We start from the raw sequence: 25,262 nt of genomic DNA, 5'->3' as shown, positions 1-25,262 counted from the left end.
TACTACTCACCTCCCAGCGGCGCGGAGCCCACGTGGGAACCCGGCGCGACGTCGTTAATCTCGACGGCGGTGTGGCCGTCGACTTCCTTCATATATAGGTGCACGTTCTCCTCATGCGACGAGGGAACGTTCTTGCCGACAAAGTCCGGCGAGATGGGGAGCTCGCGGTGGCCGCGGTCAACGAGGACTGCCAGCTCAATACGGCTCGGACGGCCCAAGTCCATGACGGCGTCGAGAGCGGCGCGAATGGTACGGCCCGTATACAGGATGTCGTCCACCAGCACGACGCGCTTGCCGTCGACGCTAAAGGGAATGTTGGTGGCGTGGATCGCGGGAGCGAAATTGGTAGCGTAGTCATCGCGGTAGAAGCTGATGTCGAGGCTGCCGAGCGGAACGTCGACGCCCTCGATCTCCTTGATCTCCTCGGCGAGCTTCTTTGCCAGAAGGTCGCCGCGCGTGACGATGCCGACCAGAGCGAGGTCTTCACAGCCCTCGTTGCGCTCGAGAATCTCGTGCGCGATGCGGGTCATCGCTCGATTGACGGCGGTCTCGTCCATGATGACCGCCTTGGGGGAAGTCGTGCCCATCGATCTCCTTCCTCACATGTCTTGACTGCTGACACAGTCAAAAAAATAGATGCCCGACCGCTCAAAGCGGACCAGACACCCACAGGAAGGGCTGCTCTTTGGCAGCTATGTAATTCCATGTGGGTATCTCGTACCCCTTTAATGGTCAAGGGATAGTGTAGCCAACCTCGAGCTTAATTGCGAGCATAAATACAGAGCAATCCGTAAACGGAGCCCAATGCTCAATAAACCTATATATATTTGTGGGACGAGCTTGAAAACGCACACACGAGCTGGCATAATCCCCTCTGCTGCACGCAAATCGGATCTACGTCCAGGGCCGTGGCGTGGGCACTATCGCCAAAAGAGAAATATCTCTGTGTAGATTACGCACAGGGAGCTGCTTCTGTGCTATAGTTCAGGCTTGTTTGTTAACGCGACATGTTCGTTTGTCGCCCAAGGAGGGTCAGTTATGTCCAAAGTTTGCGAAGTTTGCGGTAAGCACCCCGTTGCCGGTCGCTCCATCAGCCACTCTCACCGCGTCACCAACCGTAAGTTCCGCCCCAACATCCAGCGCGTCTACGTCGTCGTCGATGGTCACCGTCGCAAGATGAACGTTTGCTCCACCTGCCTCAAGTCCGGCAAGGTTGCGCGCTCCTAAATAAGGTCTTACCAACAAGTACCTCGGACTCTCCGGGTCAAAGACCTCGCGTTCACATAGAACTTACCAAAGGCGCTCTCCCCTACGGAGGGCGCCTTTTTGCACTCATTGGGGACAGGCTTACATGAGTGAAAGCACTCATGTAAGCCTGTCCCCAATGAGTGGGGCGATGCTATAGGATAGTTTAGTTAAAACGCTTCAGTATATTGAAGCGTTTTAGTGTGCCTTTTAGAGGAATCTGACCGTTCGCCGATTAATTTCTTGCTATCATGCAAGACGTAGGGTAAATCTCCGATCGCAAGGAGACACAAATGGTGAAAAAGTCACCGGAAAACACTACTCCCGCAATTGTGGACAACGTAGAGGCGCTTGAGGCTAAGCTCGCTCAGATGCGAGAGGCCCAGGCGCTTTTTGCTACGTACACGCAGGAGCAGGTCGACAAGATCTTCTATGAGGCCGCCATGGCTGCCAACAAGGCTCGTATCCCGTTGGCGAAGATGGCCATCGAGGAGACCGGCCGCGGCGTTCTTGAGGACAAGGTCATCAAGAACCACTACGCCGCAGAGTACATCTACAACGCTTACAAGAACACCAAGACCTGTGGTGTCCTGGAGCGCGACGAGGCTTACGGCATCACCAAGATCGCCGAGCCCATCGGCATCGTGGGCGCCGTCATCCCGACGACCAACCCCACTTCTACCGCGATCTTCAAGACGCTGATCAGCCTGAAGACCCGCAACGCCATCATCATCTCCCCGCACCCGGCTGCCGCCAAGTGCACCATCGCCGCCGCCAAGCTCGTGCTTGATGCCGCCGTCAAGGCCGGTGCCCCCGAGGGCATCATCGGCTGGGTTGATGTCCCCTCCATCGAGCTGACCAACATGGTCATGCGCGACGTCGACATCATCCTCGCCACCGGTGGCCCGGGCATGGTCAAGGCCGCTTACTCCTCGGGCAAGCCCGCCCTGGGCGTTGGCGCCGGTAACACCCCGGTCGTCATCGACGACACCGCCGACGTGCTGCTCGCCGTCAACTCCATCATCCACTCCAAGACCTTCGACAACGGCATGATCTGCGCTTCCGAGCAGTCCGTGACCGTCATCGACACCATCTATGACCAGGTCAAGGCCGAGTTCCAGAAGCGCGGCTGCTACTTCGTCAAGCAGGGTGCCGAGATGGAGGCCCTGCGTGCCGCCATGTTCAAGAACGGCGCTCTCGATCACCGCATCCCCGGCATGGCTGCCGCCAAGATCGCCGAGCTCGCCGGCATCGAGGTTCCCGCCAAGACCAAGATCCTGATCGCCGAGGTCACCTCTACCGACCCCGCCAAGGAGGAGTTCTCCCACGAGAAGCTCTCCCCGGTCCTGGCCATGTACCACGCCAAGGACTTCCAGGAGGCCGTCGACAAGGCCGAGCACCTGGTGCTCGCCGGTGGCCCGGGCCACACCGCCTCTCTGTACGTGCACCCCGCCCAGGCCGAGAAGATCAGCCTGTTCGAGCACGTCATGAAGGCCTGCCGTATCGTCATCAACACCCCGTCTTCGCACGGCGGCATCGGTGACCTGTACAACTTTGGCATGAAGCCGTCTCTGACCCTGGGCTGCGGCTCCTGGGGCGGCAACTCCGTCTCCGAGAACGTTGGGGTGAAGCACTTGATCAACGTTAAGACTGTGGCCGAGCGCCGTGAGAACATGCTGTGGTTCCGCGCTCCCGAGAAGGTCTACTTCAAGAAGGGTTCCACGCCCGTCGCCCTCGACGAGCTCGGTACCGTCATGGGCAAGAAGCGCGCCTTCATCGTCACCGACCAGTTCCTCTTCAAGAATGGCAACACCCGCGCCATCGAGGCCAAGCTCGACGAGATGGGCATCGCCCACGACTGCTTCTACGACGTCGAGCCCGATCCGTCGCTGCAGTGCGCACGTCGCGGCGCCAAGCAGATGGCTCTCTTTGAGCCGGACGTCATCATCGCCGTCGGCGGTGGCTCCGCTATGGACGCCGGCAAGATCATGTGGATGATGTACGAGCACCCCGAGTGCAAGTTTGAGGACATGGCCATGGACTTCATGGACATCCGCAAGCGTATCTTCACCTTCCCCGAGATGGGCAAGAAGGCCTACTTCGTCGCCGTCCCGACCTCTTCGGGTACCGGCTCCGAGTGCACGCCGTTCGCCATCATCACCGACAAGGAGACCGGCATCAAGTGGCCGCTCGCCGACTACGCGCTGCTCCCCAACATGGCTATCGTCGACGCCGACAACTGCATGACCGCCCCGCGCGGCCTGACCGCTGCCTCCGGCATCGACGTCATGACCCACGCCATCGAGTCCTACGTCTCCATCATGGCTTCCGACTACACCAAGGGCCTCTCCGAGCGCGCTGCCAAGCTCGTCTTTGAGAACCTGCCCTCCAGCTTCACGAACGGTGCCAAGGACCCGCATGCCCGCGAGGAGATGCACAACGCCTCCTGCATGGCCGGTATGGCCTTCGCCAACGCCTTCCTGGGCCTCAACCACTCCATGGCCCACAAGCTCGGCGCTTTCCATCACCTGCCCCACGGCCTCGCAAACGCCGTCATCCTGACCCGCGTTATGCGCTACAACGCCGCCGAGGCTCCCGTCAAGATGGGTACCTTCTCCCAGTATCCTTACCCCAACGCGCTGCACAACTACGCCGAGATGGCCAAGTACTGCGGCATCGAGGGCAAGGACGACAAGGAGGTCTTCGAGAACTTCATCACGAAGCTCGAGGAGCTCAAGGACTTCATCGGTGTCAAGAAGACCATCGCCGACTACGGTGTTGACGAGCAGTACTTCCTCGACACCCTCGACGAGATGACCGAGCAGGCATTCAACGACCAGTGCACCGGCGCTAACCCGCGCTACCCGCTCATGAGCGAGATCAAGGAGCTCTACCTGGACGCCTACTACGGCCGCGAGCCCCAGGACTACGCCGTCTGCTAGTTTTTAGCACGGTTATTTGCGGCGGGGGTGCACGGGTGTACGCACGCCCCCGCCGTTGCTTCTATCGCATCGTTGAAAGGATGCAATCATGCTGCTCCCCGATTCCAAGACCGAGCTCGTCCGTCGCGGCAACAAGGTCGTTTACGACCTGGGCGACAAGATCGTCAAGGTCTTTAACGAGACCAAGCCCGTCTCCGACGTGTTCAACGAGGCTTTGAATCTTGCCCGCATCAATGAGTGCGGCATCCGCAGCCCCAAGGCTCTCGAGGTTTCTCAGCTCGAGAACGCCAACGGCTGGGCTCTCGTGACCGAGAAGGTTCCGGGCACCACCCTTGCCGAGAAGATGACTGCCGAGCCCCAGCGCTTTGGTGAGTACCTCGAGATGTTCGTCGACCTCCAGATCGAGATCCACGGCTACACCTCCCCGCTGCTCAACCGTCAGCGCGATAAGTTCGCCCGCATGATCGACAGCCTCGATCAGCTCAATGCCACCACGCGCTACAACCTTCAGGAGCGTCTGGACGGCATGACCAAGGAGTTCAAGGTCTGCCACGGCGACTTCAACCCCTCCAACGTCATCGTCGGCGACGACGGCCAGCTGTACGTCTGCGACTGGGCACATGCCACCCAGGGCTCCCCTGCTGCCGACGTTGCCACCACCTACCTGCTCTTTGCCCTCAACAGCAAGGACCAGGCTGAGGCCTACCTGGAGCTCTACTGCGACCGCGCCGACATGCCCATGCAGGTCGTGCGTCAGTGGACGAGCATCGTCGCCGCTTCCGAGCTCGCTCGTAAGCGCAACGTGAACGATGAGTTCCTTAAGAACTGGATCGATGTCGTCGATTATCAGTAATATCTGAGCGATTCATTTCGCATCGGAGGCACAAAGGAAAACCCCGCAGCTCACATGGGCTGTGGGGTTTTCCTTTACCCGTCGAGCTTATTCACGCAACAAAATAGACTGCTCCGTATCTCATCCTAAGAGAGATACGGAGCAGTCCTGCAATTACATCTACTAGCAGAAATGTCGATTAACGACGTGCTGCCTTCACAAGCTCGACGACCTTGGCGACGACCTCATCAATCGCCACATCCTCGCGCTCGCCCGTAGCACGGTCCTTAAGCTCGACGGTGCCGTTCTTAAGACCACGCTTGCCGAGCACTACCTGATACGGGAAGCCCATAAGGTCGTTGTCGGCAAACTTAAAGCCAGGACGCTCATCGCGATCGTCGACGACGACCTCGATACCCTCGGCGCACAGACCTTCGACGATTTGATCGCAAACGGTAGCGCACTCCTCCTTCTTGGGATCGAGCGGAATCACCGCGACCTCGTACGGGGCAACGGAGACCGGCCAGACGATACCGTGCTCGTCGTTATGCTGCTCCACGACGGCAGCGAGCGAGCGAGACACGCCCACGCCGTAGCAACCCATGATGAGCGGCTTCTCCTTGCCATCCTCGTCCATAAAGGTGGCACCCATGGCCTCGGAGTACTTGGTGCCCAGCTGGAACACCTGGGAGACCTCGATGCCGCGAGCAGCAGAGAGCGGCTTGCCGCAGTGCGGGCAGGGGTCGCCGGCGACGACGGTGACCAGATCGGCCCACTCGTCGACGGTAAAGTCGCGCTCGGGGCAGGCACCGGTAAAGTGATAATCGACCTCGTTAGCACCACAGGCCCATTGCTTGGACTCGCGCAGACTCTCGTCGCACACTAGACGGATGCCCTCGGGCAGGTTAACCGGTCCGATAAAGCCCTTGTGCAGACCGTAGGTCAGGAGCTCCTCGTCGGTCATCATGCGATAACCCTTGCCAAAGACGTGCTCGGCCTTGCAATCGTTGAGCTCATGATCGCCCGGAACGATGGCCACAACAGGCTTGCCCTCGGCGTCGATGAGAGCCAGGGACTTGCGCGTACCGTTCTCGGGGAAGCCGAAGAACTTTGCAACGGCCTCGATGGTGCCCATGCCCGGAGTCTCGACCTTGGTAAGCGTACCGTCGCCAGGACCCTCGGTCACAACGACCTTGGTGCTTGCGGCCTCATCGTCGGCAGCGAAGCCGCAATCGTCGCAGTAGACGAGCGAAGCCTCGCCAGCGTCGGCCAAAGCCATGTACTCGACGGAGGTATCGCCACCGATCTCGCCGGAGTCGGCGACAACGGGCAGAGCCTTGATGTAGCAGCGCTCGCAAATGTTGGCATAGGCCTGCTTCATCTTGTCGTACTCCTCCTGCAGGCTCTCCTGCGTAGCAGAGAAGCTGTAGGCGTCCTTCATGATGAACTCGCGACCGCGCATCAGGCCAAAACGGGGACGGAACTCGTCGCGGAACTTATCCTGGATGTGATAGAGGTTCACTGGCAGCTGCTTGTAGGAACGCAACTCATTGCGCACCAGGGCAGTCACGGTCTCCTCGTGCGTGGGTCCGAGCACAAACTCGCGGCCGTGGCGGTCATCAAAGCGCACAAGCTCCTTGCCATAGGCATCGATACGGCCGGACTCACGCCACAGCTCGGCATCGACCATGATGGGCATCATGAGCTCCTGAGCACCGGCGGCATCCATCTCGTCGCGCACGATGTTCTCGATCTTGCGGATCGAGCGCCAAGCGAGCGGCAGATAGGAATACAGGCCGGCGGCCTCCTTGCGGATCATGCCAGCGCGAAGCAGCAGACGGTGGCTCGCTAGCTCGGCATCCGCCGGATCCTCTTTGAGCGTCGGCGCATAGAGCTTAGACATATACATTGCTCGGGTCATTTATTTCTCCTCAATAAGTTTGTCGACCTCGGCCATAAGCGCGTCGACAATTTGATCCTCAGCTACTTTACCAATGATCTGGCCATGCGAAAAGAGCAGGCCCTGACCACGTCCGCAGGCAACACCCAGGTCGGCGTCAGATGCCTCTCCGGGGCCGTTGACCGCACATCCCATCACGGCGATCGAAAGCGGCGCGGAATAGTTCTTAAGCCGCTCGGTGACCTCCTCGGCGATGGGAATCAGGTTAACCTGGCAGCGGGCGCACGTGGGGCACGAGACAATCTCGGGACCACGGCGACGCAGGCCCAGCGACTGTAGAATTCCCCAGGCGACCGGCGGCTCCTCAACCGGATCGGCCGTGAGCGACACACGCATGGTGTCACCGATGCCTTCGGAAAGCAAGATACCCAAGCCTACAGAGCTCTTGATGGTGCCCTGAAGCTTGGTCCCCGCCTCCGTCACGCCCAGGTGGAGCGGAACATGCGGTATCTCGCGCGACAGGGCGCGATAGGTATCAAGTGTCGTCTGTACGCTATGGGCCTTGGCGGATAGCACGATGTTGGTAAACCCACGGTCCTCAAAGTGCCGCACAAAGCGTTCGCTCGACATCACGAGCTTTTCGGGCTGCGTGAGGTCGTCGCGCTCGGCAATATCTTGCTCAAGCGAGCCCGCGTTCACGCCAATGCGAATCGCGCAGCCCGCGGCACCCGCGGCATCGATGACGGCATCGACCTTAGCCCAATCGCCGATATTGCCGGGGTTGATGCGCAGCTTAGAGGCACCAGCCTCGACAGCGCCAATGGCAAGCTTATGGTTAAAATGGATATCGGCGACGATTGGCACCGGAGACTCGGCACAAATCGTGCGAAAGCCCTCGAGCGCAGCCTCGGTAGGCACGCTCACGCGCACGATATCGCAGCCAGCCTGCGCCAACGCGCACACTTGCGCAAGCGTTGCCTGGGCATCAGCAGTATCGGTGCAGGTCATAGACTGAACCACGACCGGAGCGCCACCACCGATCTGCACGCCGCCCACATGCACGGGGCGCGTCAACTCGCGAGGCAAAGGATGGGATAAAGACAATCCAAACACTCCCCTACAGAATAAATCGAAGGATGTCGGAACGAAGCATATAGACAAACAGCAGTGCAAAGAGCGCGATGCCGACATAGCTGACGATTGTCTGCACTTTGAGCGGCAGCTCGCGGCCCGCAATCTTTTGAATGATCTCGATGACCAGCTTGCCGCCATCGAGTGGTGGGATGGGCAGCAGGTTCATAAAGCCAAGCGAGAACGAAATGAGGGCGGCAAACGAAAGGAACGTGGCAGGGCCGGCAGCAGCGGCCTGTGAGGACATAACGCTAATACCCACGATCGAAGAGGACTGATCGAGGATCTCCATCGTATGCTGCGGCTGGAGCAGGCGCATCACGCCCTCCGCTGTCTGCGCAACATACGAGAAGGAGAGGCGCGCCGAGGTGATGGGGTCCAAACGGACCACCTGCGTAGAGGCATAAACGCCCAGACGTTCGTCCTCTTTGAGTCCGACCGAGGTCGAGCACTGCTTGCCGTCACGCTCGTACTCGATGGCGATATCGTCCTTACCGGCAGCCTTGCCGATGGCATCGTAGACATCCATCCAAGTGGAACATGAGACACCGTCAACCGAAAGGATCGCGTCACCGCCCTCGATACCCGCCTTGGCGGCAATAGACCCCTCGTCAACCTGACCGATCACGTTGGTATCCATCGGCACGGTGACACCCGCAATGGAATAGATGCTCATAAGGAGCAAAAAACCCGTCAAGATATTGACGGTAATGCCCGCGAGCAGCATAAAGGCGCGCTTGAGAAAGCCTTGGCCAAGATAGGTGTGCGAGCGCTCTTGCGCAAGGAACTCGGCCTCGCCGCACGGCAGCTCCCACACATCGCCCTCGGCAGTCGCATGTTCGCGATCGAAACGGCGACCATCAAAGGTGGTATAGCCTGCCTTGTCTCGCGGCAACGTCTGATATTTGGTGGGATAGTAGCTCGGCGAGGGCTTCTCCCCTTCCTCATACCAGGGCGCGATGGAGCCCCAGCCCAGCAAAAGGGCGCATGCCTCGAGCACAACCTCCTCGGAAAGCTCGAGCTCGACAGCAAGGTCGGCCACGGTCACGCGGCCATGACGATAGATAGCCGCGAGCACGCGATCGGCGCACGAAACATCGGTCGGATCCATACCGCAGATGGCAGCGTAGCCACCCAGCAGCAGCGGGGTCACGCCAAACTTGGTTCCAATGCGACGCGACGTGTAATGGATGTCAAAGCGGCACGGCAGACCCAAAAAGAACTCGGTCACACGGACGCCGCAGGCACGCGCCGTCAAAAAGTGGCCGCCCTCGTGCAAAAACACGAGGACGGAAAGCATCAGCAGGCCCCAAAAGACCGATGAGAGAACGCTCAGAACAGTATCCATAAAACGAAAAAGCAATCCTTATGGGTTAGGAACGGGTTGCGGCGAGCACCTGCGCAGCCTTTTCACGCGCCCACGCATCGATGTCGCGAAGCTGCTCAAACGAATCGACCGCCTGCATATCGTGGGCGTCCATGCAGGATTCCACAATGCGATCGATATCGGTAAAGCTGCAGTCATCGTGCAGGAAGGCATCGACGGCAACCTCGTTGGCGGCATTGAGCACGCACGGCATGGTGCCACCCGTCTTGCCGGCACGCTCGGCCAGTGCCAGACAGCGGAAGGTATCCATGTCGGCAGCATCAAACGTGAGCTGCCCCAGCTCGCGGAAATCGATACGAGGCGCCGGGGTATCCCAACGCTCGGGATACGAGAACGCGAACTGGATGGGAATACGCATGTCGGATGCACCGAGATGCGCCATCACGGAGCCGTCGGCGAACTCGACCATAGAGTGAATCTTGGACTGACGCTGCACGACCACGTTAATGAAATCGAGGTCGCAGTTAAACAGATGCATGGCCTCAATGCGCTCCAGGCCCTTGTTCATGAGGGTGGCGGAGTCAATGGTGATCTTGGCACCCATGGCCCACGTGGGATGCGCGAGGGCATCGGCACGCGTCACGCGATCGAGCTCGTCGCGCGTGCGGCCAAAGAACGGACCGCCCGAGCAGGTGAGCCAAATGCAGTGGGCCTCGCGCGGGTTCTCCCCCAGATAGCACTGGTAGATGGCGGAATGCTCAGAGTCGACCGGAATAAGCTGGCCCGGTTGTGCCAACGGCATAAGCAAGTCGCCACCGACGACGAGGGACTCCTTGTTGGCAAGGGCAAGGCGCTTATTCGAGGTCAAGGCCGCATGGCTCGCCTCGAGACCGGCGGCGCCCACAATAGCGACGAGCACGCAGTCGACATCGTCGCGACGCGCGAGCTCGCAAACCGCCTGCGCGCCAACGCCGAGCTTCGTTCCCTCGGGCAACTCCTGCAGCACGGCGTCATCGCCATGAGCGGCATCGGCCACGGCAACCGCCGGAACCGAGAACTCACGGGCAGCGGCAACGAGCTCAGAGGTACTGGAGTTAACGGACAGCGCCGTCACCTGCAGGCGATCGGCATGCTGGCGGCACACATCGAGCGCCTGGGTGCCGATAGAGCCTGTACAGCCCAGGATGGCAACGCGGAGACGTCCATCGGAGCCATACGTCATCTGGAAAGACATTACAGCACGCCTCCGATCATCAGCAACAGCTGCGCGGTGATGCAGCCGAAGATAAGCGAATCGCTACGATCGAGCATGCCGCCGTGGCCCGGGATAAGGTTGCCGGAATCCTTGACGCCCACACCGCGCTTGATGCGCGACTCGATAAGGTCGCCGATAACGCCCAGAATGGACACAACCACGCCGCACAGCAGCGCATAGGGCAGGCTGAGCTTGTAGAAGTGCGTCGCCCACAGGATGAGCCAAATCAAAACCGAGCCCAGGATGCCGCCGACAAACCCCTCCCAGCTCTTTTTGGGAGAAATCTTGGGAACCATCTTGTGCTTGCCGATACGGCTGCCCACGATGTAGGCAAACGAATCGGAGACCCAAAGGGACGCGCAAACGCCCACTGAAAGCAGGGCACCGGCAAAACCGGGCACGGCATCGCGCAGCAGCACGATAGCCGACAGCATAAAGCCAGTGTAGATGGGACCCATGAGCGTCACGGCCACATCAGAGATGCGGGTACGCGGCGACCAGACATACCAAATGCCCACAGCGAGCATCAGGGCAAAAAGCAGGGCATTCAGCAACATCGAATCGCCCAACGCCGACAGCGGAAAGAGTACGGCGGCAGCGATACCCATGCGCTCGTTAGCCATCTTGCCATCGAGCCTTGTCATACGGAAAAACTCATAGCAGCACAGACCGCTCATGACAGAAACAAAGATGGCCGTGGGCACAATACCCAAAACCAGGCACAGGATAAAGACAACGGCGTAGACGATACCGGCGGCGGCACGGGTAATAAAGCCCGCCAGCCACGAACCGGTGCCGCTCTTCGCTGCAGGCGCTCCCGCAGTGGCAGCTTTGCGCGCAGGCGTCTTGGGAGCAGATGCCTTGGGACGATCGGACACGATTAAGCCTCCTCGGTCTTGCTCAGTCCACCAAACCTACGGTCACGGCCCTGATAGGCCAAAATGGCGTCGACAAGGCCCCAACGATCAAAGTCGGGCCAATAGGTATCGGTGACGTAGAACTCGGAATAAGCCACCTGCCACAGCAGATAGTTCGAAAGGCGCAGCTCACCAGAGGTGCGAATCACAAGCTCAGGATCGGGAAGGCCGGCAGTATAGAGGTGGGAAGCCACCATGTCGTCATCAATTGCGGCAGGATCGATCTTACCGGCGGCAGCGTCGAGTGCAATCTGACGGACAGCGCGGGTAATCTCGGCACGCGCGCCGTAGTTGACGGCAAGCGCCAGCGTCATACCGGTGTGATCGGCGCACTCGGCAAGACCGCGTTCAAAAACGTCGCGGGTCTTCTTGGGCAGCGCGGAAATGTCGCCCAAAAAGACAACGCGCACGTTTTCGCGCTTCAGAAGAGGCAGCTCGTCGATAAACGTCTTGGCAAACAGATGCATCAAGACGTTGACCTCATGCTGCGGACGGTTCCAGTTTTCGGTAGAAAACGCATAGGCAGAAAGCACGTCGACGCCCAGGCGCACGCAGGCGGTAATGATCTCGCGCAGCGAGAGGATACCTGCCTTATGACCCTCGGTGCGTGCAAGACCGCGCGACGTGGCCCAACGACCGTTGCCGTCCATGATGCACGAGATATGGTGCGGAATGTTATTGAGGTCAAGGTCGGAAAAACCGACGCCCGCAGGGGCGTCGGCAAAGTACTCGACCAGTTTATGCTCGTCGTATTGCACCTTAGATCTCCATGACCTCGGCTTCTTTTTCCTTCAGAAGCTCCTCGACCTTGGCGACATACTCATCGGTGTGCTTCTGGACCTTGGCCTGCTCGCGACGGACATCGTCCTCGGTGAGCTCCTCATCGCGCTCGAGCTTATTGTTGAAGTCGCGACGGATGTTACGGATAGACACCTTGGCCTGCTCGGCGTACTCGCGGCACTCCTTGACGAGTTCGCGACGGCGCTCCTCAGTGGGCGCCGGGAACGGCAGACGAACGACGGTGCCATCAGAGTTGGGGGTAATGCCCAGATCGGAAGCGCCGATGGCCTTGACGATAGCGTTGATGAGCGCCTTGTCCCACGGCTCGATGAGCAGCATGTGAGCCTCGGGGGTCTTGACGGCGGCAACCTGCGTGACCGGCGTGGGGACACCGTAATAATCAACGGTGATGTCGGACAGAATGTTGGCGTTGGCGCGACCGGTACGGACCTTGGAGAAGTTATGCTTGAGGGACTCGAGCGACTTGTCCATATGGGCGGTGATGTTCTCTGCCATGCTTAATCCTCCTGATAGACGAGCGTGCCGACGGGCTCACCCGAAAGCGCGCGCTTGACGGTGTCCTCGCCATCGATGTTGAGGACCAAAATCGGCATACGGTTATCCTGGCACAGTGCCGTAGCCGTGGAATCCATAACCTGCAGGCCGCGGACGAGAACCTCGTGATAGGTAATCTTGTCAAAACGGACGGCATCGGCGCACTTGACGGGATCCTTGTCGTAGATGCCGTCGACCTTGGTGGCTTTAATCAGAATCTCGGCGCCGATCTCGCACGCACGAAGAGCCGCGGCGGTGTCGGTCGTAAAGTACGGATTGCCCGAACCGGCAGCGAAGATGACGACGTTGCCCTTGGACAGATGGTTGATAGCGCGGCGACGAATATAGGGCTCGCAGATCTCGTTCATCTGGATAGCGCTCATCACGCGGCAGGGAACGTCGTTATGCTCGAAGGCATCCTGCAGGGCGAGCGCGTTCATAACGGTTGCAAGCATGCCCATGTAGTCGGCCTGAGCACGCTCCATGCCACCGGCAGCGCCGGCCATGCCGCGGAAAATATTGCCGCCGCCGACAACGACGCCGACCTCATGGCCAACGGCGAGCAGCTCCTTGACCTGCTTGGCAAGATGGTCGGTAACCTTGGGGTCGATGCCATATTGGCCGTCGCCCATCAGTGCTTCGCCGGAAAGCTTAAGAAGCACGCGTTTATATCGGATGTCGGACAAAGCGATCCTCCTTTAATTAGACTCTCAATATGATAACAAAGGCTTAACGGGGAGCCATGAAAAAGCAGGCTGTGAGTAAAACCCACAGCCTGCTCATTACCAGCTACAAGAGCTTATTTACTCGCCACGGACCAGACGGTCAAAGGCAACGACGGTAATGGTGTCGCCGAGCTCCTTGGAGACCTGCTCAGCGTACTTCTTGATGGTGAGGGAGCTGTCCTTGATGAACTCCTGCTCGGTGAGCACGGACTGCTTGTAGAACTTCTCCAGACGGCCGACAGCCATCTTCTCCTGGATAGCCTCGGGCTTGCCGGACTCGGCAGCCTGAGCCATGTAGATCTGCTTCTCGTGCTCGACGGTCTCGGCCGGAACCTGATCGCGGGTAGCGCAGATCGGGGCGACGGCGGCAACCTGAAGGGCAACGTCGTGAGCGAAGGCCTTGAAGGACTCAGCCTGAGCAGTCTCGGCCTTCTCGAAAGCAAACTCGACGAGGACGCCGATCTTACCACCCATGTGGATGTAAGAAGCGAGAGCGCCGTTCTCGGCCTTGCGGGCGGCGAAGCGGGAAATCTTCATGTTCTCGCCCATGATGTGAATCATCTCGGTGAGCTCGGAGGAAACGGTCTCCTCGCCCATCGGCTTCTCGAGCAGAGCATCGACATCGGCCGGCTCGGTGGTGGCGACAACCTCGGCGACCTTGGAAGCAAAGCCGGTGAACTTGGCGTTGGAGCCAACGAAGTCGGTCTCGCAGGAGAGCTCGAGCAGAGCGCCGGTCTTGCCATCCTCGGAGACGAACGCGGCTACAGCGCCCTCGTTGGTCTCGCGGCCAGCCTTCTTAGCAGCCTTGGCGAGGCCGTTCTTGCGCAGAACGTCGACAGCGGCGTCCATGTCGCCGTCAGCCTCGACGAGAGCCTTCTTGCACTCCATCATCGGGGAGTCGGTCATCTCGCGGAGCTGCTTGACCATAGCGGCGGTAATCTGGGCCATTGTGGTTCCTTTCAAAGAGATGAAAAAGAATTAACTAAGACTGATTTACTCGGCCTTGGGCTCAGCGGCCATCTCGGCCTCGGAGACCTGCTCCTTACCGGAGCCAGCGAGGCAGGCGTCAGCCATGAGCTCGCACATAAGGGTGACAGCGGAGATAGCGTCATCGTTGCAGGGGATGCCGTACTCGACCTCGTCGGGATCGGAGTTGGTGTCGATCAGAGCGACGACGGGGATGTTCAGGCGCTGAGCCTCCTTGATGGCGTTCTCCTCGCGCTTAGTGTCGATGACGAAGAGAGCCTGGGGCAGACCCTTCATGTCGCGGGCGCCACCGAGGTTGGTCTGGAGCTTGGTGAGCTCCTTGCCGAGCACAGCCTGCTCCTTCTTGGGAAGCACTGCCATGCGACCGTCCTCGACCATGGCCTCGAGCTCCTCCATGCGGTTGATGCGGGAGCGGATGGTGACGAAGTTGGTCAGCATACCGCCGAGCCAACGCTGGTTGATGTAAGGCATGTTGGCGCGCTCAGCGGCGTTCTTGACGGCCTCCTGAGCCTGCTTCTTGGTGCCGACGAACAGCACATTGCCACCCTTGGCGACGTTCTTGACGAAAGTGTAGGCCTGGTCGGCGTCGAGGATGGTCTGCTTGAGGTCGAGGATATAGATGCCGTTGCGCTCACCGAAGATGAACGGCTTCATCTTGGGGTTCCAGCGACGGGTCTGGTGACCGAAGTGGCAGCCGGCCTCGAGCAGGGTGCGGATATTAATCTTGGTAGCCATGTTAAACCTCCTGTGGTTTGCCTCCGCGCGGGGTCATCCTCCAAAACCAACCCGGACATGTGCTACCAAAGCCCGGGCACCACGGTATGAAGTAGCCGCGCGTGCGTGATAAAAACATGTTGCCGTGAAGCAACCCGATGAATGATAGCAGGAATGCTTCTTCCTGCCAACCCGCAATCAAAACCACACACCTGAGTGCGGCGCGGGACGTCCCAGCCACTATTCGCCTCGGGGATGGGCTTGAGCCACGGCACGTTTGAGCCGATCGGGTGTGAGATGCGTGTAGATCTGCGTCGTGGACAGGCTCGCATGACCCAGCAGCTCTTGAACCGAGCGCAGGTCCGCGCCGCCCTCGAGCAAGTCGGTCGCAAAGGTATGGCGCATCGCATGCGGGGCGATGTCGGCAGGCATGCCGGCGAGCGTCGCCAGCGTATGAAACCGCCGCCTGAGCATGGCGGCACTCATGCGATTACCGCGCGCCGATATAAGCAGCGGATGCGGCCCGGTAGTGGGGTCACGGCGCTTTGCCTGAGCGAGCAACTCCGGCCGCCCCTCCTCAATATAGAGACGCGTCGCCTCGAGCGCGCGACGATACAGAGGGACGATACGTTCTTTGCTCCCCTTGCCCCACAGGCGCAGCGTGCGTTCGGACCACACAATGGACTCCACATTGAGTGCTGCGAGCTCAGAGATACGGGCGCCCGAGGCATAGAGCAGCTCGAGCATCGCCGCATCGCGCAGTCCCGCGGGTGTTGAGGTATCAGGCGTCTTGAGCAGCGCCTCCACCTGTTGGGTCGTCAGCACACCGGGTAGATCGCGCGGGAGCTTGGGCGAGGAAATTGCCGAGACCACATCGCCCTCCACAACCCCCTCGGCAGCCATCCACCGATAGAGCGAGCGAATGGCAGACAGGTGTGCCGCAAGCGTTCGGGGAGCCACCTGCTCACGCGAAAGTTCGGCAAGATAGCGACGAATGGTGCGCACGTCGGCAGCGAAAGCATCTATATCCTCACGCTCGCACCAGGCAGCAAAACGCTCCAGCCTCGAGCCATAGGCCGTCACCGTGTTGGGAGAAAGTCCCTCGACACGTGAGATATAGGCGATAAACGAGTCGACGGTGTCGTACAGGTCAAAGGCTATGACCGGTCGCCTCCAAACAAATCGGGGCGAGTGGCCAGATAGGCATCAAGGGCCTCGAGCGCACGGTCCGCATAGGCCTGGTAGCGGTCGCGCTTGCTGCGGCGCTTACCATCCTCGAGTGGCGGCACCAGGCCAAAGTTGACATGCATAGGCTGATAGCCCACGGTGGCAGGATCGGTCGCATAGCCCACGAGCGCACCCAGGGCGCCCACACGCGGCAGCTCGACGCCCGCGGCCCCGATAGCCTCGGCATAGGTGTTGAGCGCCGCGAGCAGACCCGTCGCCACGGCTTCCATGTACCCCTCGGTGCCGGTGATCTGACCGGCCAAGCGCACGCCGGTGCCGGGCACGGCAAAGGTGCCATCGAGCACGTGCGGGGCGTCGACAAAGGTATTACGGTGCATGACACCGTAGCGGAAGAACTCAGCGTTCTCCAGGCCCGGCACCATATGGAAGACGCGCTTCTGCTCGCCAAAGGTCAAGTTGGTCTGGAAGCCCACCAGGTTATAGGCGGTCTTCTCCTTATTCTCGGCACGCAGCTGAATCGCCGCCCAGGGACGACGACCGGTTCGCGGATCGGTGAGGCCGACAGGCTTCATGGCGCCAAAGCGAATGGCGTCCTTGCCGGTGCGCGCAACTTCCTCGGCAGGCTGGCAGGCCTGGAACAGATCGCCGCCCTCAAAGTCCTTGAGCACCACGCGGTCGGCCGTGGTAAGCGCCTCGATAAAGGCCTCGTACTCCTCCTTATTGAGCGGAGCGTTGAGATAGTCGCCGCTCCCCTGCTCCTCGTAGCGCGACTGCGAGAACAGCACGTCCATATCGAGCGTGGAGGCATCGACGATCGGCGCCGCGGCATCGAAGAACGCAAGGGCGTCGCCACCGACGAGCTTCATGACCTCTTCGCTCAGCGCCGGCGAGCACAAGGGGCCGGCGGCAATGACCACGTGACCTTCGGGAATCTGCGTGACCTCGCCGTGAATGATCTCGATATTGGGACGGGCGGCAACCTCGGCCTCGACAAACTCGGAAAACTTGACGCGGTCGACCGCCAAGGCGCCACCGGCGGGAACAGCCGCGCGATGGGCGCAATCGAGCAGGACTGAACCCATGCGCTCAAGCTCGGCCTTCAGCAATCCAGCCGCGGAATCCGGACGGGTCGACTTAAACGAATTGGAACAGACGAGCTCTGCCAGGTGATCGGTATGGTGGGCCGGGGAGCTAACCTGGGGGCGCATCTCGCACAGCCTTACGGCGAACCCGCGATCTGCCAGCTGAATCGCGCACTCCGAACCCGCCAGACCGCCACCGATAACCGTCACCTGATCAAACAGCATCTGCAAACACCTTTCTAATTGACATGTTTTCCATTGTGACCGAAGGGTGTCTGAGCGTGAAGGGCAAACTTGGAGGGCGCATACCTTCCATCCATCATGCGCTCGATAAGACCCTCGAGCTCAAGCGAACCCAGGAGTTTGAGTACGCCGACGGCATCGAGCGAGACGAGCGCCGCGATGTCGTCGACCTTGAGCGGAGAGGCGATGAGCGCATGCATCACGGTCTGCTGTGTTTGATCCAGGTCGGCAATGCCGGGAGCATCGGGGCGCGAGTAGCGCAGGGTGCCGTAGATGCGTGAAATAGCCATCTCGATAGATTCCTCGTCGATGATGCAGCAGGCACCGTTCGCAATGAGGTAATTCGTGCCACGCGACTCGGGCGATAGGATCGACCCTGGCACGGCAAGAAGTTCTCGCCCCAAATCCATAGCAGCCTCGGCTGTAGAAAACGTCCCGGAAGGCATACCCGCCTCGGATACAAAGAGGGCTTGCGACAGGGCCGCGATTACGCGATTGCGGCGCGGAAAGGCAAACTTGCGCGGACCCATGCCCCACGGAGAGATCGACACGACCGCGCCACCCGTATCGAGCGTGCGCGTAATAAGCCCCGCGCTCGAACGCGGGTAGACCACGTCGGCGCCCGTCCCCAGCACCACGACGTGTTTGCCGCCGGCATTGACCGCAGCCCAACCCGAGGCCTGGTCACAACCGACCGCGCCGCCCGAAACTACCGTCACGCCCGCCTCGACCGCAACCTTTGCCGCAAGCTCTGCCACGGCAAGACCATACGGAGAGGCCTTGCGCGCGCCGATGATGGAGAGCGCGGGCGTCGAAAGCACCTCGGGGTTGCCGCGCACATAGAGTGTCTGGGGTACATCAGAAAGCTCCAAAACGGTCTCGGGATACAACGCGTCACCTGGATGCAGCTCGTAGGTCCCCTCGGCCATCATTGGTCCCTCCTTCCCTGGTACATCGCCGCCTCGAGCACGTGGTCCTGCGTCACTTGCTCGCTCTCGGCGACGTCGGCGATGGTACGCGCGATACGCACCAGGCGCACGATGCCGCGGCCCGTGAGATGCGTGCGCTTCGACAGGCCGAGCACACACTTCTCCGCCGCATCATCGAGCTCAAAGGTCGAAACGACGCCGTCAATGGACCGTGTCTCGTCATCCTCGGCCTCGGCATCAGCATCGTCCATACGGGATTCGCGCCAAGCGCGAAAAGCGCGACCGCGCACAACGTAGTCACGTAACTCGGCAGACGACATACCCTCCGCGCCCTCGATAATCACCTGAGGGTCGGGACGGGTCACATCGATCATCATGTCGATACGGTCGGCCAAAGGACCGCGCAGTTTAGACCGATAGCGCTCGACCATCGCCGCCGAGCAGCGACACGGTACCTCACGATCGCCCAAAAAGCCGCAGGGGCAGGGATTGCTCGCAGCCAGCAGCTGAAAGCGCGACGGGAAGGTAAAAGCCCCGTCGACGCGTACGATCCTGACGTAGCCGCGTTCGATGGGCTGACGCAGCGTCTGCAGCACACCCGTGGGAAACTCAGCAAGCTCGTCCAAAAAGAGCACGCCGCCATGAGCAAGGCTGATCTCACCCGGGTGCACCGGGCGCCCACCGCCGATAAGACCTGCGGTCGAAATACTGTGATGGGGACTGCGGAAGGGCCGGTGCCCTGCCAACAAGCCATCAATGTTCTCACCCAAAACCGAATGGATGCACAGCGCCTCCTGTTGATCCTCAACGGAAAGCTCGGGCAGGATGCCGGTCATACGACGCGCGAGCATCGTCTTGCCCGATCCCGGGGACCCGATCATAAGCAAACCGAGCTCACCCGCTGCCGCCAGCGCCATGCCGCGCTTGGCGACCTCCTGACCCAGTACGTCGGCATAGTCGAGTTCGGGCTCAAAGGTCGCCTCGAGCACTTCAGAATCCAAGTAGTGCCGCGCGGCATCGCCCATGCCATGGGCAAGCTGAGACAAATGATCGATAAATCCGCAATCCACGCCCGCAAGCGGCACATGCTGATCGGACCTGCCGGCGATAAAGGACAGCCCCATATCACGCGCCAATAGCTGAAACGCCACCTCGCCCTTGACGGGAAGCACCGTACCGTCCAAGCCGAGCTCGCCGGCGATAAGGCAGCGATCGAGGTTGTCACGGGGAATCTGCCCATCGGCCGCCAGAACCGCGATGGCGATGGGCAGATCAAAGCCGCTACCGGTCTTGCGAATATCGCCAGGCGCCAGATTGACCGTAATGCCCGAGCGCGGGATTTCGAACCCGGCGGAGCGCATCGCGCAGCGAATACGACCGCGTGACTCCATCACCTCCATACTCGGAATGCCGAGCATCTGAATGCCCGGAACGCCGCCGGCAAGCGAGACCTCGACCGTGACGTGAATCGCCTCGACGCCACGGATGCAGGCCGCGTGAACGGCAAACGTCTCGAACGCCATCACGACACCTGCCAATCGAACGCGTTGTACTGATGCTCGATCTCAGCGATATGCCCGCCGCGAATGGTGACACCCACGGCATCGAAGCGAATCGCCTTGAGCGGATAATGTTCCATGAGATAGCAACTTGCGATGCGGCGGTAGCGGCGTTGCTTTTGGGCGTCCACGGCCTCCTCGGGAAAGACCCGCGTGCTGCAATCCAGTGCGACGCGTCTGGTCTTGACCTCGGCCATCACCACGACATCGTCGAGCTCATCGAGCAGCACCAGATCGGCCTCGCCCTCGGTGCAACGATAACCCTGCTCCAGCAAGGTGTAGCTGCGTTCGTTAAAGTAGTCGATGGTGATCAGCTCGCCCAGCATGCCCAGCTCGCGGGGACTGAGTCCCTTGATAAACTCGGGCGTCATCGCCCCGCAGTCGAGCTCGCCGTTTTCCCAACGCTCCTTGAGCTGCTGCGTCTTGCTCTTTTTGCTTGCGGCACTCATGGGGTCTCCTTTCCCGCACACTGCATTGCCCCGATGATGAGGGCACCTTTCATGCGGGTAAGTACCGGAAGCAAACCAAAAGCTGACCAAATGCCGTCAAAAAACGGGCCGTACGCAGCAATGCTGTTGCATACGGCCCGCTACCAGCAGGTTTATAGAACCTTTAAGGTCCCTATCTCCACAATTGGCCTAGAAAAGGCGCTCAGTCTGCAGAAAGTTTCCGCAAAAGCTCACGCGGTGCAGCGGACAAAGTCCATGTTTGCGAATGGCCTCGATATGCTCGGGGCTCGCATAGCCCTTCGACTCGGCCAGATGGTACTCGGGGTATTCGGCGTCGTACTCGACCATCATCTCGTCACGCGTGACCTTGGCCATGATGGACGCCGCGGCGATGCAGGCGATCTTGGCATCGCCCTTCACCACATCGCGCTCGTTAGGAACGGCGCCCAAGGGGTTGCCATCCATGAGGACGCAGTCGGGTTCAAGTCCCGTATCGGCCACGGCGCCCGCAACGGCGGTACGGATAACACGGGCCATGCCCATCTCATCGATATCCTTCGGCGCGATATGGCAAAAACCGATCGCCGTCGCCACCTCGGCAATCTTCACTGAGAGCAACTCGCGGCGCGCCGGCGTGAGCTTTTTGGAATCGTTGATGCCCCAGACGCGCGGCTCCATAGGAAGGCAGACGGCGCATACCGTCAAAGGACCGGCCACCGATCCGCGACCCACCTCGTCGACACCAACGACCACTCCATCGCCGCCAAGCTCATGCATAAGCTCGTACATGTCATTGACGCGCTCGCGCTCGGCAAGCTCTTTGTCATGGCGTTTGAGGGCGCGTTCACAAGCCTTGATCACCTGCTGGCGCGGGTCCTCGCGATAATGCTCCACGAGGGCGGGGATCTCCTCAAACGTTGCGCTCGCCAGCTCTCCGGCAACCTGCGATGCCGAAACCGAGCTCGTCATGTTGGCCATACCAGGCCCTCCTTGCATGCAAATCAGATAAAAAGAAGGGCCACCCGAAGGTGACCCTTGTGCCCAAACGAGTGGACAGACGCTGCGATCTTCTTAGCGCTTCTCGGGGATGCGAGCAGCCTTGCCCACCTTGTCGCGGAGATAGTACAGCTTGGCGCGACGGACGCGACCATGACGGACGACCTCGAGCTTGGCGATCTTGGGGCTGTGAAGCGGGAAGGTACGCTCAACACCGACACCGAAGGACATCTTGCGGACGGTAAAGGTCTCGCGGGCACCGGCGCCGGCCATGCGGATGACGTCGCCCTGGAAGACCTGGATGCGCTCGCGGTCGCCTTCCTTAATGCGGTAGTGAACCTTGACGTTGTCGGCGACGCGAACCTGAGGAATGTCCTCGCGGATCTGCTGACGCTCGATTGCGCGGATGTAATCCATGTGCAATTCCTTACTCTTCTAGAGGTGCCGTACCACCCTGGCCGGCACGTAGTTGAACAAACATATTCGAGTATACACGCGCGGGTTTCTGCTGCAAGAACAATTTTTTACGCAGACAAAAAGACTAAACCCGCACATGATAACCGCCCGCCTCACGAATGAGACGGGCGGCATGAAGGGGGGCTACACTAGGCGTCTACACCCAAAACGTTAGGCGGAACGCTTGGCCTCGAGCTTGGCCTGAGCGGCAGCCAGGCGTGCGAGGGGCACGCGGTAGGGCGAGCAGGACACGTAGTCCACGTCGGCCACGTTAAACAGGCCCTTGATGGACTTGGGGTCGCCGCCGTGCTCACCGCACACGCCAAAGTGCATGCCGGGATTGGTGGCGCGGCCCTTCTCGACGGCCAAGCGCACGAGCTCCAGCACCGCCGTGTCGATGGTCTCGAAGGGATTGTCCTTCAGGATCTTCTTGTGCAGGTACAGCGGAATGAACTTGGCCTCGGCATCGTCGCGGGAGAAGCCGAAGGTCGTCTGGGTGAGGTCGTTGGTGCCAAAGCAGAAGAAATCTGCGTGATGGGCGATTTCGTAGGCGACCATGCAGGCGCGCGGCAGCTCGAGCATGGTGCCCACGGGAACGTTGAGTTCGACGCCCTCCTCGGCGGAAACCTCGGCGATCACGCGCTCGATGACCTCGCGGGTCTGGACATGCTCGGCCGTGATGGAGACGAGCGGCACCATGATCTCGGGGCGTGGGTCGACGCCCTCCTTGATAAGGCGAGCAGCAGCCGTGGCAACGGCGCGAACCTGCATGAGAGGCAGATCGCTAAAGACGACGGACAGGCGCACACCGCGCAGGCCCAGCATGGGGTTGGACTCGACCATGCTGTCAATGCGACGCAGGCGGGTGCGCAGGGCGGCAAGCTCTTCCTCGCTGGCGCCAGCGGCTTCCTTCTTGGTGATGGCGACCTCGAGCTCGCGAGGATCATCCAGGAACTCATGAAGTGGCGGATCGAGCAGGCGAACGACCACATCGCGACCGGACATGGTCTTGAACATCGCCAGGAAGTCCTCGGTCTGGACCTTGAGCAGGTCGGCCAGGGCCTGCTGCTTTACGGCCTCGTCATCGGACAGGATAAAGCTCTGGATGATGTTCTTGCGGTCGCCCAGGAACATATGCTCGGTGCGGCACAGGCCGATGGCTTCGGCGCCAAACTCGAGCGCGAGTGCAGCATCCTCGGGGTTGTCGGCGTTGACGCGCACGTGGTTGGCGTGGCCGCAGGTCTCGTCCAGACGGATCTCGTCGGCCCAGGACAGGATGGTGTCCAAGTCGCCGGTGAGCTCTGCAGAGACCAAGTCGACCGCGCCGTCGACGACGATGCCCTGGGTGCCGTCGATGGAGATGATGTCGCCCTCATGCAGCAGGCGGTCACTGCCCTCGATGTGCACGACCTTCTCGGCGGCGTCGATATGGAAGCTTTCGACACCGCAGACGCAGGGCGTACCCATGCCGCGGGCGATAACGGCGGCGTGGCTCGTCTTGCCACCATGGCTCGTCAAGATACCCTCGGCAGCGACCATGCCCTTCAGGTCGTCGGGGTTGGTCTCCCAGCGAACCAGAATGACCTTGTGGCCCTCGTTGGCGCGCGCGACGGCGTCATCACTCGAGAACACGACCTCGCCCACGGCGGCACCAGGGCTGGCGTTAAGGCCGCTGGCCAGGGCCTCGTACTTCTTGGTGGCGTCGAACTGCGGGTGCAGGAGCTGGTCGAGCTGCGCGGGATCGATGCGGCTCACAGCCTCCTCGCGGGTGATCAGGCCCTCCTCGACCATTTCGATAGCAATGCGCAGGGCGGCAGTGGCGGTGCGCTTGCCCACGCGGGTCTGGAGCATCCAGAGCTTGCCCTGCTCGATGGTGAACTCGATATCGCACATATCACGGTAATGATCCTCGAGCGTCAGGAACACGCGCTCGAGCTCCTCGCCTGCGGACTCGAGGCCCGAGGTGGTCTTGAGGTCGGCGATGGGCTCGGTGTTTCGGATGCCGGCGACGACGTCCTCGCCCTGGGCATTCACCAAAAAGTCGCCATAGAACTCCTTGGTTCCGTCGGCCGGGTTGCGCGTAAAGGCGACGCCGGTCGCCGAGGTCTCGCCCTTGTTGCCAAAGGCCATGGCCTGGACGTTGACGGCGGTGCCGAGCTCATCGGAAATGCCATGCTGCTTGCGGTAGATGCAGGCGCGCTCGTTCATCCAGCTGCCAAAGACGGCCTGGATGGCAAGGCGCAGCTGAAGCTCCGGGTCGTGCGGGAAGACGGGCTTGCCGTCAGCGACCTCGAGCTCGGGATACAGGGCAGCCTCGACGTTCTCGGAGAAGATGCCCTTGAAGGTCTCGACGAGTTCCTGCAGGTCCTCGGCCGAAAGCTCGGAATCGACGCGAACGCCGGCGACCAGGCGGGCCTGGGTCAGGGCATTCTCGAACAAGTCGGCATCGACACCCATGACGACGTTGGAGAACATCTGGATAAAGCGACGATAGCTGTCCCAGGCAAAGCGCGGGTTTTGCGTCTGGGCGATAAGGCCCTGAACGGAGTCGTCGTTGAGGCCCAGGTTGAGAACCGTGTCCATCATGCCGGGCATGGAGAACGGAGCGCCCGAGCGAACCGACACGAGCAGCGGATCGGAGGCGTCGCCGAGCTTCTTGCCGCAACGGGCCTCGAGGTCCGCCTCGGCGGCAACGATCTCATCGAGTGCGCCTTCGGGCCAGACGTTGCCGGCACCGGAGTACTCGACACAGGTCTGGCAGGTAATGGTAAAGCCACCGGGAACCGGCAGACCGATGCGGCTCATCTCGGCAAGGTTTGCGCCTTTGCCGCCAAGCACGAAGTTCATGGATTTGTCGCCCTCAGTGACACAGGTGCCCTGGGCGTCGGCTCCAAAACGGTAAACCCTCTTGCAATCGCTCACGATACTTCCCCTTCCATGCGCTTACGTGCACGACCGTGGTCACGAATCGACCCGCCGGATGCGGGCCGTGAGGGAACTATACGGCGGGTTTTGGACAGGCTTGAGCAGAGGGTGCGCGGTTTGGTAAA

At 60.6% G+C, this 25,262-nt stretch carries 22 protein-coding genes; 3 read left to right on the top strand and 19 right to left on the bottom strand.

Going from position 1 to position 25,262, the window contains the following annotated elements:
- Nucleotides 1-2: 2 nt before the first annotated feature.
- On the bottom strand, nucleotides 3-587 hold the full coding sequence (gene pyrR, locus ACRX4W_RS02055) for a bifunctional pyr operon transcriptional regulator/uracil phosphoribosyltransferase PyrR (RefSeq protein ID WP_006236123.1): 585 nt from the start codon (nucleotides 585-587) through the stop codon (nucleotides 3-5).
- 451 nt (nucleotides 588-1,038) lie between these two features.
- On the opposite strand from pyrR, the gene rpmB reads away from it, so the two are divergent.
- The 3 genes from rpmB (at nucleotide 1,039) to ACRX4W_RS02040 (ending at nucleotide 5,040) form a co-directional block, all read left to right on the top strand.
- Nucleotides 1,039-1,227, top strand: coding sequence for a 50S ribosomal protein L28 (gene rpmB / locus ACRX4W_RS02050; protein ID WP_022094725.1), 189 nt, complete (start codon nucleotides 1,039-1,041; stop codon nucleotides 1,225-1,227).
- 311 nt (nucleotides 1,228-1,538) lie between these two features.
- Nucleotides 1,539-4,187 carry a bifunctional acetaldehyde-CoA/alcohol dehydrogenase gene (gene adhE, locus ACRX4W_RS02045; protein WP_055250041.1) on the top strand — a complete coding sequence of 883 codons (2,649 nt, stop codon included), beginning with the start codon at nucleotides 1,539-1,541 and terminating at the stop codon, nucleotides 4,185-4,187.
- A gap of 88 nt (nucleotides 4,188-4,275) precedes the next feature.
- The gene (locus tag ACRX4W_RS02040) at nucleotides 4,276-5,040 is read left to right on the top strand and encodes an aminoglycoside phosphotransferase family protein (RefSeq protein ID WP_006236119.1); all 765 of its coding nucleotides are present in this window, start codon (nucleotides 4,276-4,278) and stop codon (nucleotides 5,038-5,040) included.
- Nucleotides 5,041-5,218: 178 nt separating this feature from the next.
- On the opposite strand, the gene ACRX4W_RS02035 is transcribed toward ACRX4W_RS02040, so the two are convergent.
- From ACRX4W_RS02035 to ppdK, 18 genes are all read right to left on the bottom strand, one after another.
- Nucleotides 5,219-6,940 (bottom strand): proline--tRNA ligase, encoded by a 1,722-nt coding sequence (locus tag ACRX4W_RS02035; protein ID WP_432298983.1) that lies wholly within the window; start codon nucleotides 6,938-6,940, stop codon nucleotides 5,219-5,221.
- Nucleotides 6,941-8,023: a flavodoxin-dependent (E)-4-hydroxy-3-methylbut-2-enyl-diphosphate synthase gene (ispG, locus tag ACRX4W_RS02030; RefSeq protein ID WP_117564267.1), complete on the bottom strand. Its 1,083-nt coding sequence runs from the start codon at nucleotides 8,021-8,023 to the stop codon at nucleotides 6,941-6,943. It abuts the gene before it with no gap.
- 13 nt (nucleotides 8,024-8,036) lie between these two features.
- Entirely contained in the window at nucleotides 8,037-9,398 is a 1,362-nt protein-coding gene (locus tag ACRX4W_RS02025; RefSeq protein ID WP_432298982.1) for a M50 family metallopeptidase, read from the bottom strand.
- 25 nt (nucleotides 9,399-9,423) lie between these two features.
- Complete coding sequence (dxr, locus tag ACRX4W_RS02020) at nucleotides 9,424-10,611, bottom strand: 1-deoxy-D-xylulose-5-phosphate reductoisomerase (RefSeq protein WP_432298981.1); 1,188 nt, start codon at nucleotides 10,609-10,611, stop codon at nucleotides 9,424-9,426.
- Nucleotides 10,611-11,510 carry a phosphatidate cytidylyltransferase gene (locus ACRX4W_RS02015; RefSeq protein ID WP_233524910.1) on the bottom strand — a complete coding sequence of 300 codons (900 nt, stop codon included), beginning with the start codon at nucleotides 11,508-11,510 and terminating at the stop codon, nucleotides 10,611-10,613. Before ACRX4W_RS02015 ends, dxr begins: the two co-directional genes overlap by 1 nt.
- 2 nt (nucleotides 11,511-11,512) lie before the next feature.
- Nucleotides 11,513-12,307, bottom strand: a complete 795-nt coding sequence (gene uppS, locus ACRX4W_RS02010) for an undecaprenyl pyrophosphate synthase (RefSeq protein ID WP_089573403.1) — start codon at nucleotides 12,305-12,307, stop codon at nucleotides 11,513-11,515.
- Nucleotide 12,308: 1 nt separating this feature from the next.
- The gene (frr, locus tag ACRX4W_RS02005) at nucleotides 12,309-12,845 is read right to left on the bottom strand and encodes a ribosome recycling factor (RefSeq protein ID WP_006236112.1); all 537 of its coding nucleotides are present in this window, start codon (nucleotides 12,843-12,845) and stop codon (nucleotides 12,309-12,311) included.
- Nucleotides 12,846-12,847: 2 nt separating this feature from the next.
- Entirely contained in the window at nucleotides 12,848-13,570 is a 723-nt protein-coding gene (gene pyrH / locus ACRX4W_RS02000) for a UMP kinase (RefSeq protein WP_035138557.1), read from the bottom strand.
- 117 nt (nucleotides 13,571-13,687) lie between these two features.
- Nucleotides 13,688-14,557, bottom strand: a complete 870-nt coding sequence (gene tsf / locus ACRX4W_RS01995; protein WP_089573406.1) for a translation elongation factor Ts — start codon at nucleotides 14,555-14,557, stop codon at nucleotides 13,688-13,690.
- Between the two features lie 45 nt (nucleotides 14,558-14,602).
- Nucleotides 14,603-15,331, bottom strand: coding sequence for a 30S ribosomal protein S2 (gene rpsB / locus ACRX4W_RS01990; protein ID WP_006236109.1), 729 nt, complete (start codon nucleotides 15,329-15,331; stop codon nucleotides 14,603-14,605).
- A 219-nt stretch (nucleotides 15,332-15,550) separates the two neighbouring features.
- Nucleotides 15,551-16,459 carry a tyrosine recombinase XerC gene (locus ACRX4W_RS01985; protein WP_432299053.1) on the bottom strand — a complete coding sequence of 303 codons (909 nt, stop codon included), beginning with the start codon at nucleotides 16,457-16,459 and terminating at the stop codon, nucleotides 15,551-15,553.
- A gap of 8 nt (nucleotides 16,460-16,467) precedes the next feature.
- Nucleotides 16,468-17,805 carry a methylenetetrahydrofolate--tRNA-(uracil(54)-C(5))-methyltransferase (FADH(2)-oxidizing) TrmFO gene (gene trmFO, locus ACRX4W_RS01980; RefSeq protein ID WP_117766657.1) on the bottom strand — a complete coding sequence of 446 codons (1,338 nt, stop codon included), beginning with the start codon at nucleotides 17,803-17,805 and terminating at the stop codon, nucleotides 16,468-16,470.
- 14 nt (nucleotides 17,806-17,819) lie between these two features.
- Entirely contained in the window at nucleotides 17,820-18,752 is a 933-nt protein-coding gene (locus ACRX4W_RS01975) for a DNA-processing protein DprA (protein ID WP_271744488.1), read from the bottom strand.
- A complete protein-coding gene (locus ACRX4W_RS01970) occupies nucleotides 18,752-20,275 on the bottom strand; it encodes a YifB family Mg chelatase-like AAA ATPase (RefSeq protein ID WP_117766659.1) in 1,524 nt (507 codons plus the stop codon). Before ACRX4W_RS01970 ends, ACRX4W_RS01975 begins: the two co-directional genes overlap by 1 nt.
- The gene (locus ACRX4W_RS01965) at nucleotides 20,275-20,760 is read right to left on the bottom strand and encodes a YraN family protein (protein ID WP_432298980.1); all 486 of its coding nucleotides are present in this window, start codon (nucleotides 20,758-20,760) and stop codon (nucleotides 20,275-20,277) included. The genes ACRX4W_RS01970 and ACRX4W_RS01965 overlap by 1 nt, the downstream gene beginning before the upstream one ends.
- 189 nt (nucleotides 20,761-20,949) lie before the next feature.
- Nucleotides 20,950-21,738, bottom strand: a complete 789-nt coding sequence (gene rnhB, locus ACRX4W_RS01960) for a ribonuclease HII (protein ID WP_271807086.1) — start codon at nucleotides 21,736-21,738, stop codon at nucleotides 20,950-20,952.
- Between the two features lie 93 nt (nucleotides 21,739-21,831).
- The gene (gene rplS / locus ACRX4W_RS01955; protein ID WP_006236098.1) at nucleotides 21,832-22,173 is read right to left on the bottom strand and encodes a 50S ribosomal protein L19; all 342 of its coding nucleotides are present in this window, start codon (nucleotides 22,171-22,173) and stop codon (nucleotides 21,832-21,834) included.
- A 210-nt stretch (nucleotides 22,174-22,383) separates the two neighbouring features.
- Complete coding sequence (gene ppdK, locus ACRX4W_RS01950) at nucleotides 22,384-25,134, bottom strand: pyruvate, phosphate dikinase (RefSeq protein ID WP_432298979.1); 2,751 nt, start codon at nucleotides 25,132-25,134, stop codon at nucleotides 22,384-22,386.
- Between the last annotated feature and the right edge of the window lie 128 nt (nucleotides 25,135-25,262).

Origin of the sequence: Collinsella aerofaciens, from assembly GCF_964283865.1 — a bacterium.
GTDB lineage: Bacteria > Actinomycetota > Coriobacteriia > Coriobacteriales > Coriobacteriaceae > Collinsella.
Note: the sequence above shows the minus strand (reverse complement) of the source record. Positions and strands in the feature narration are given on the sequence as shown.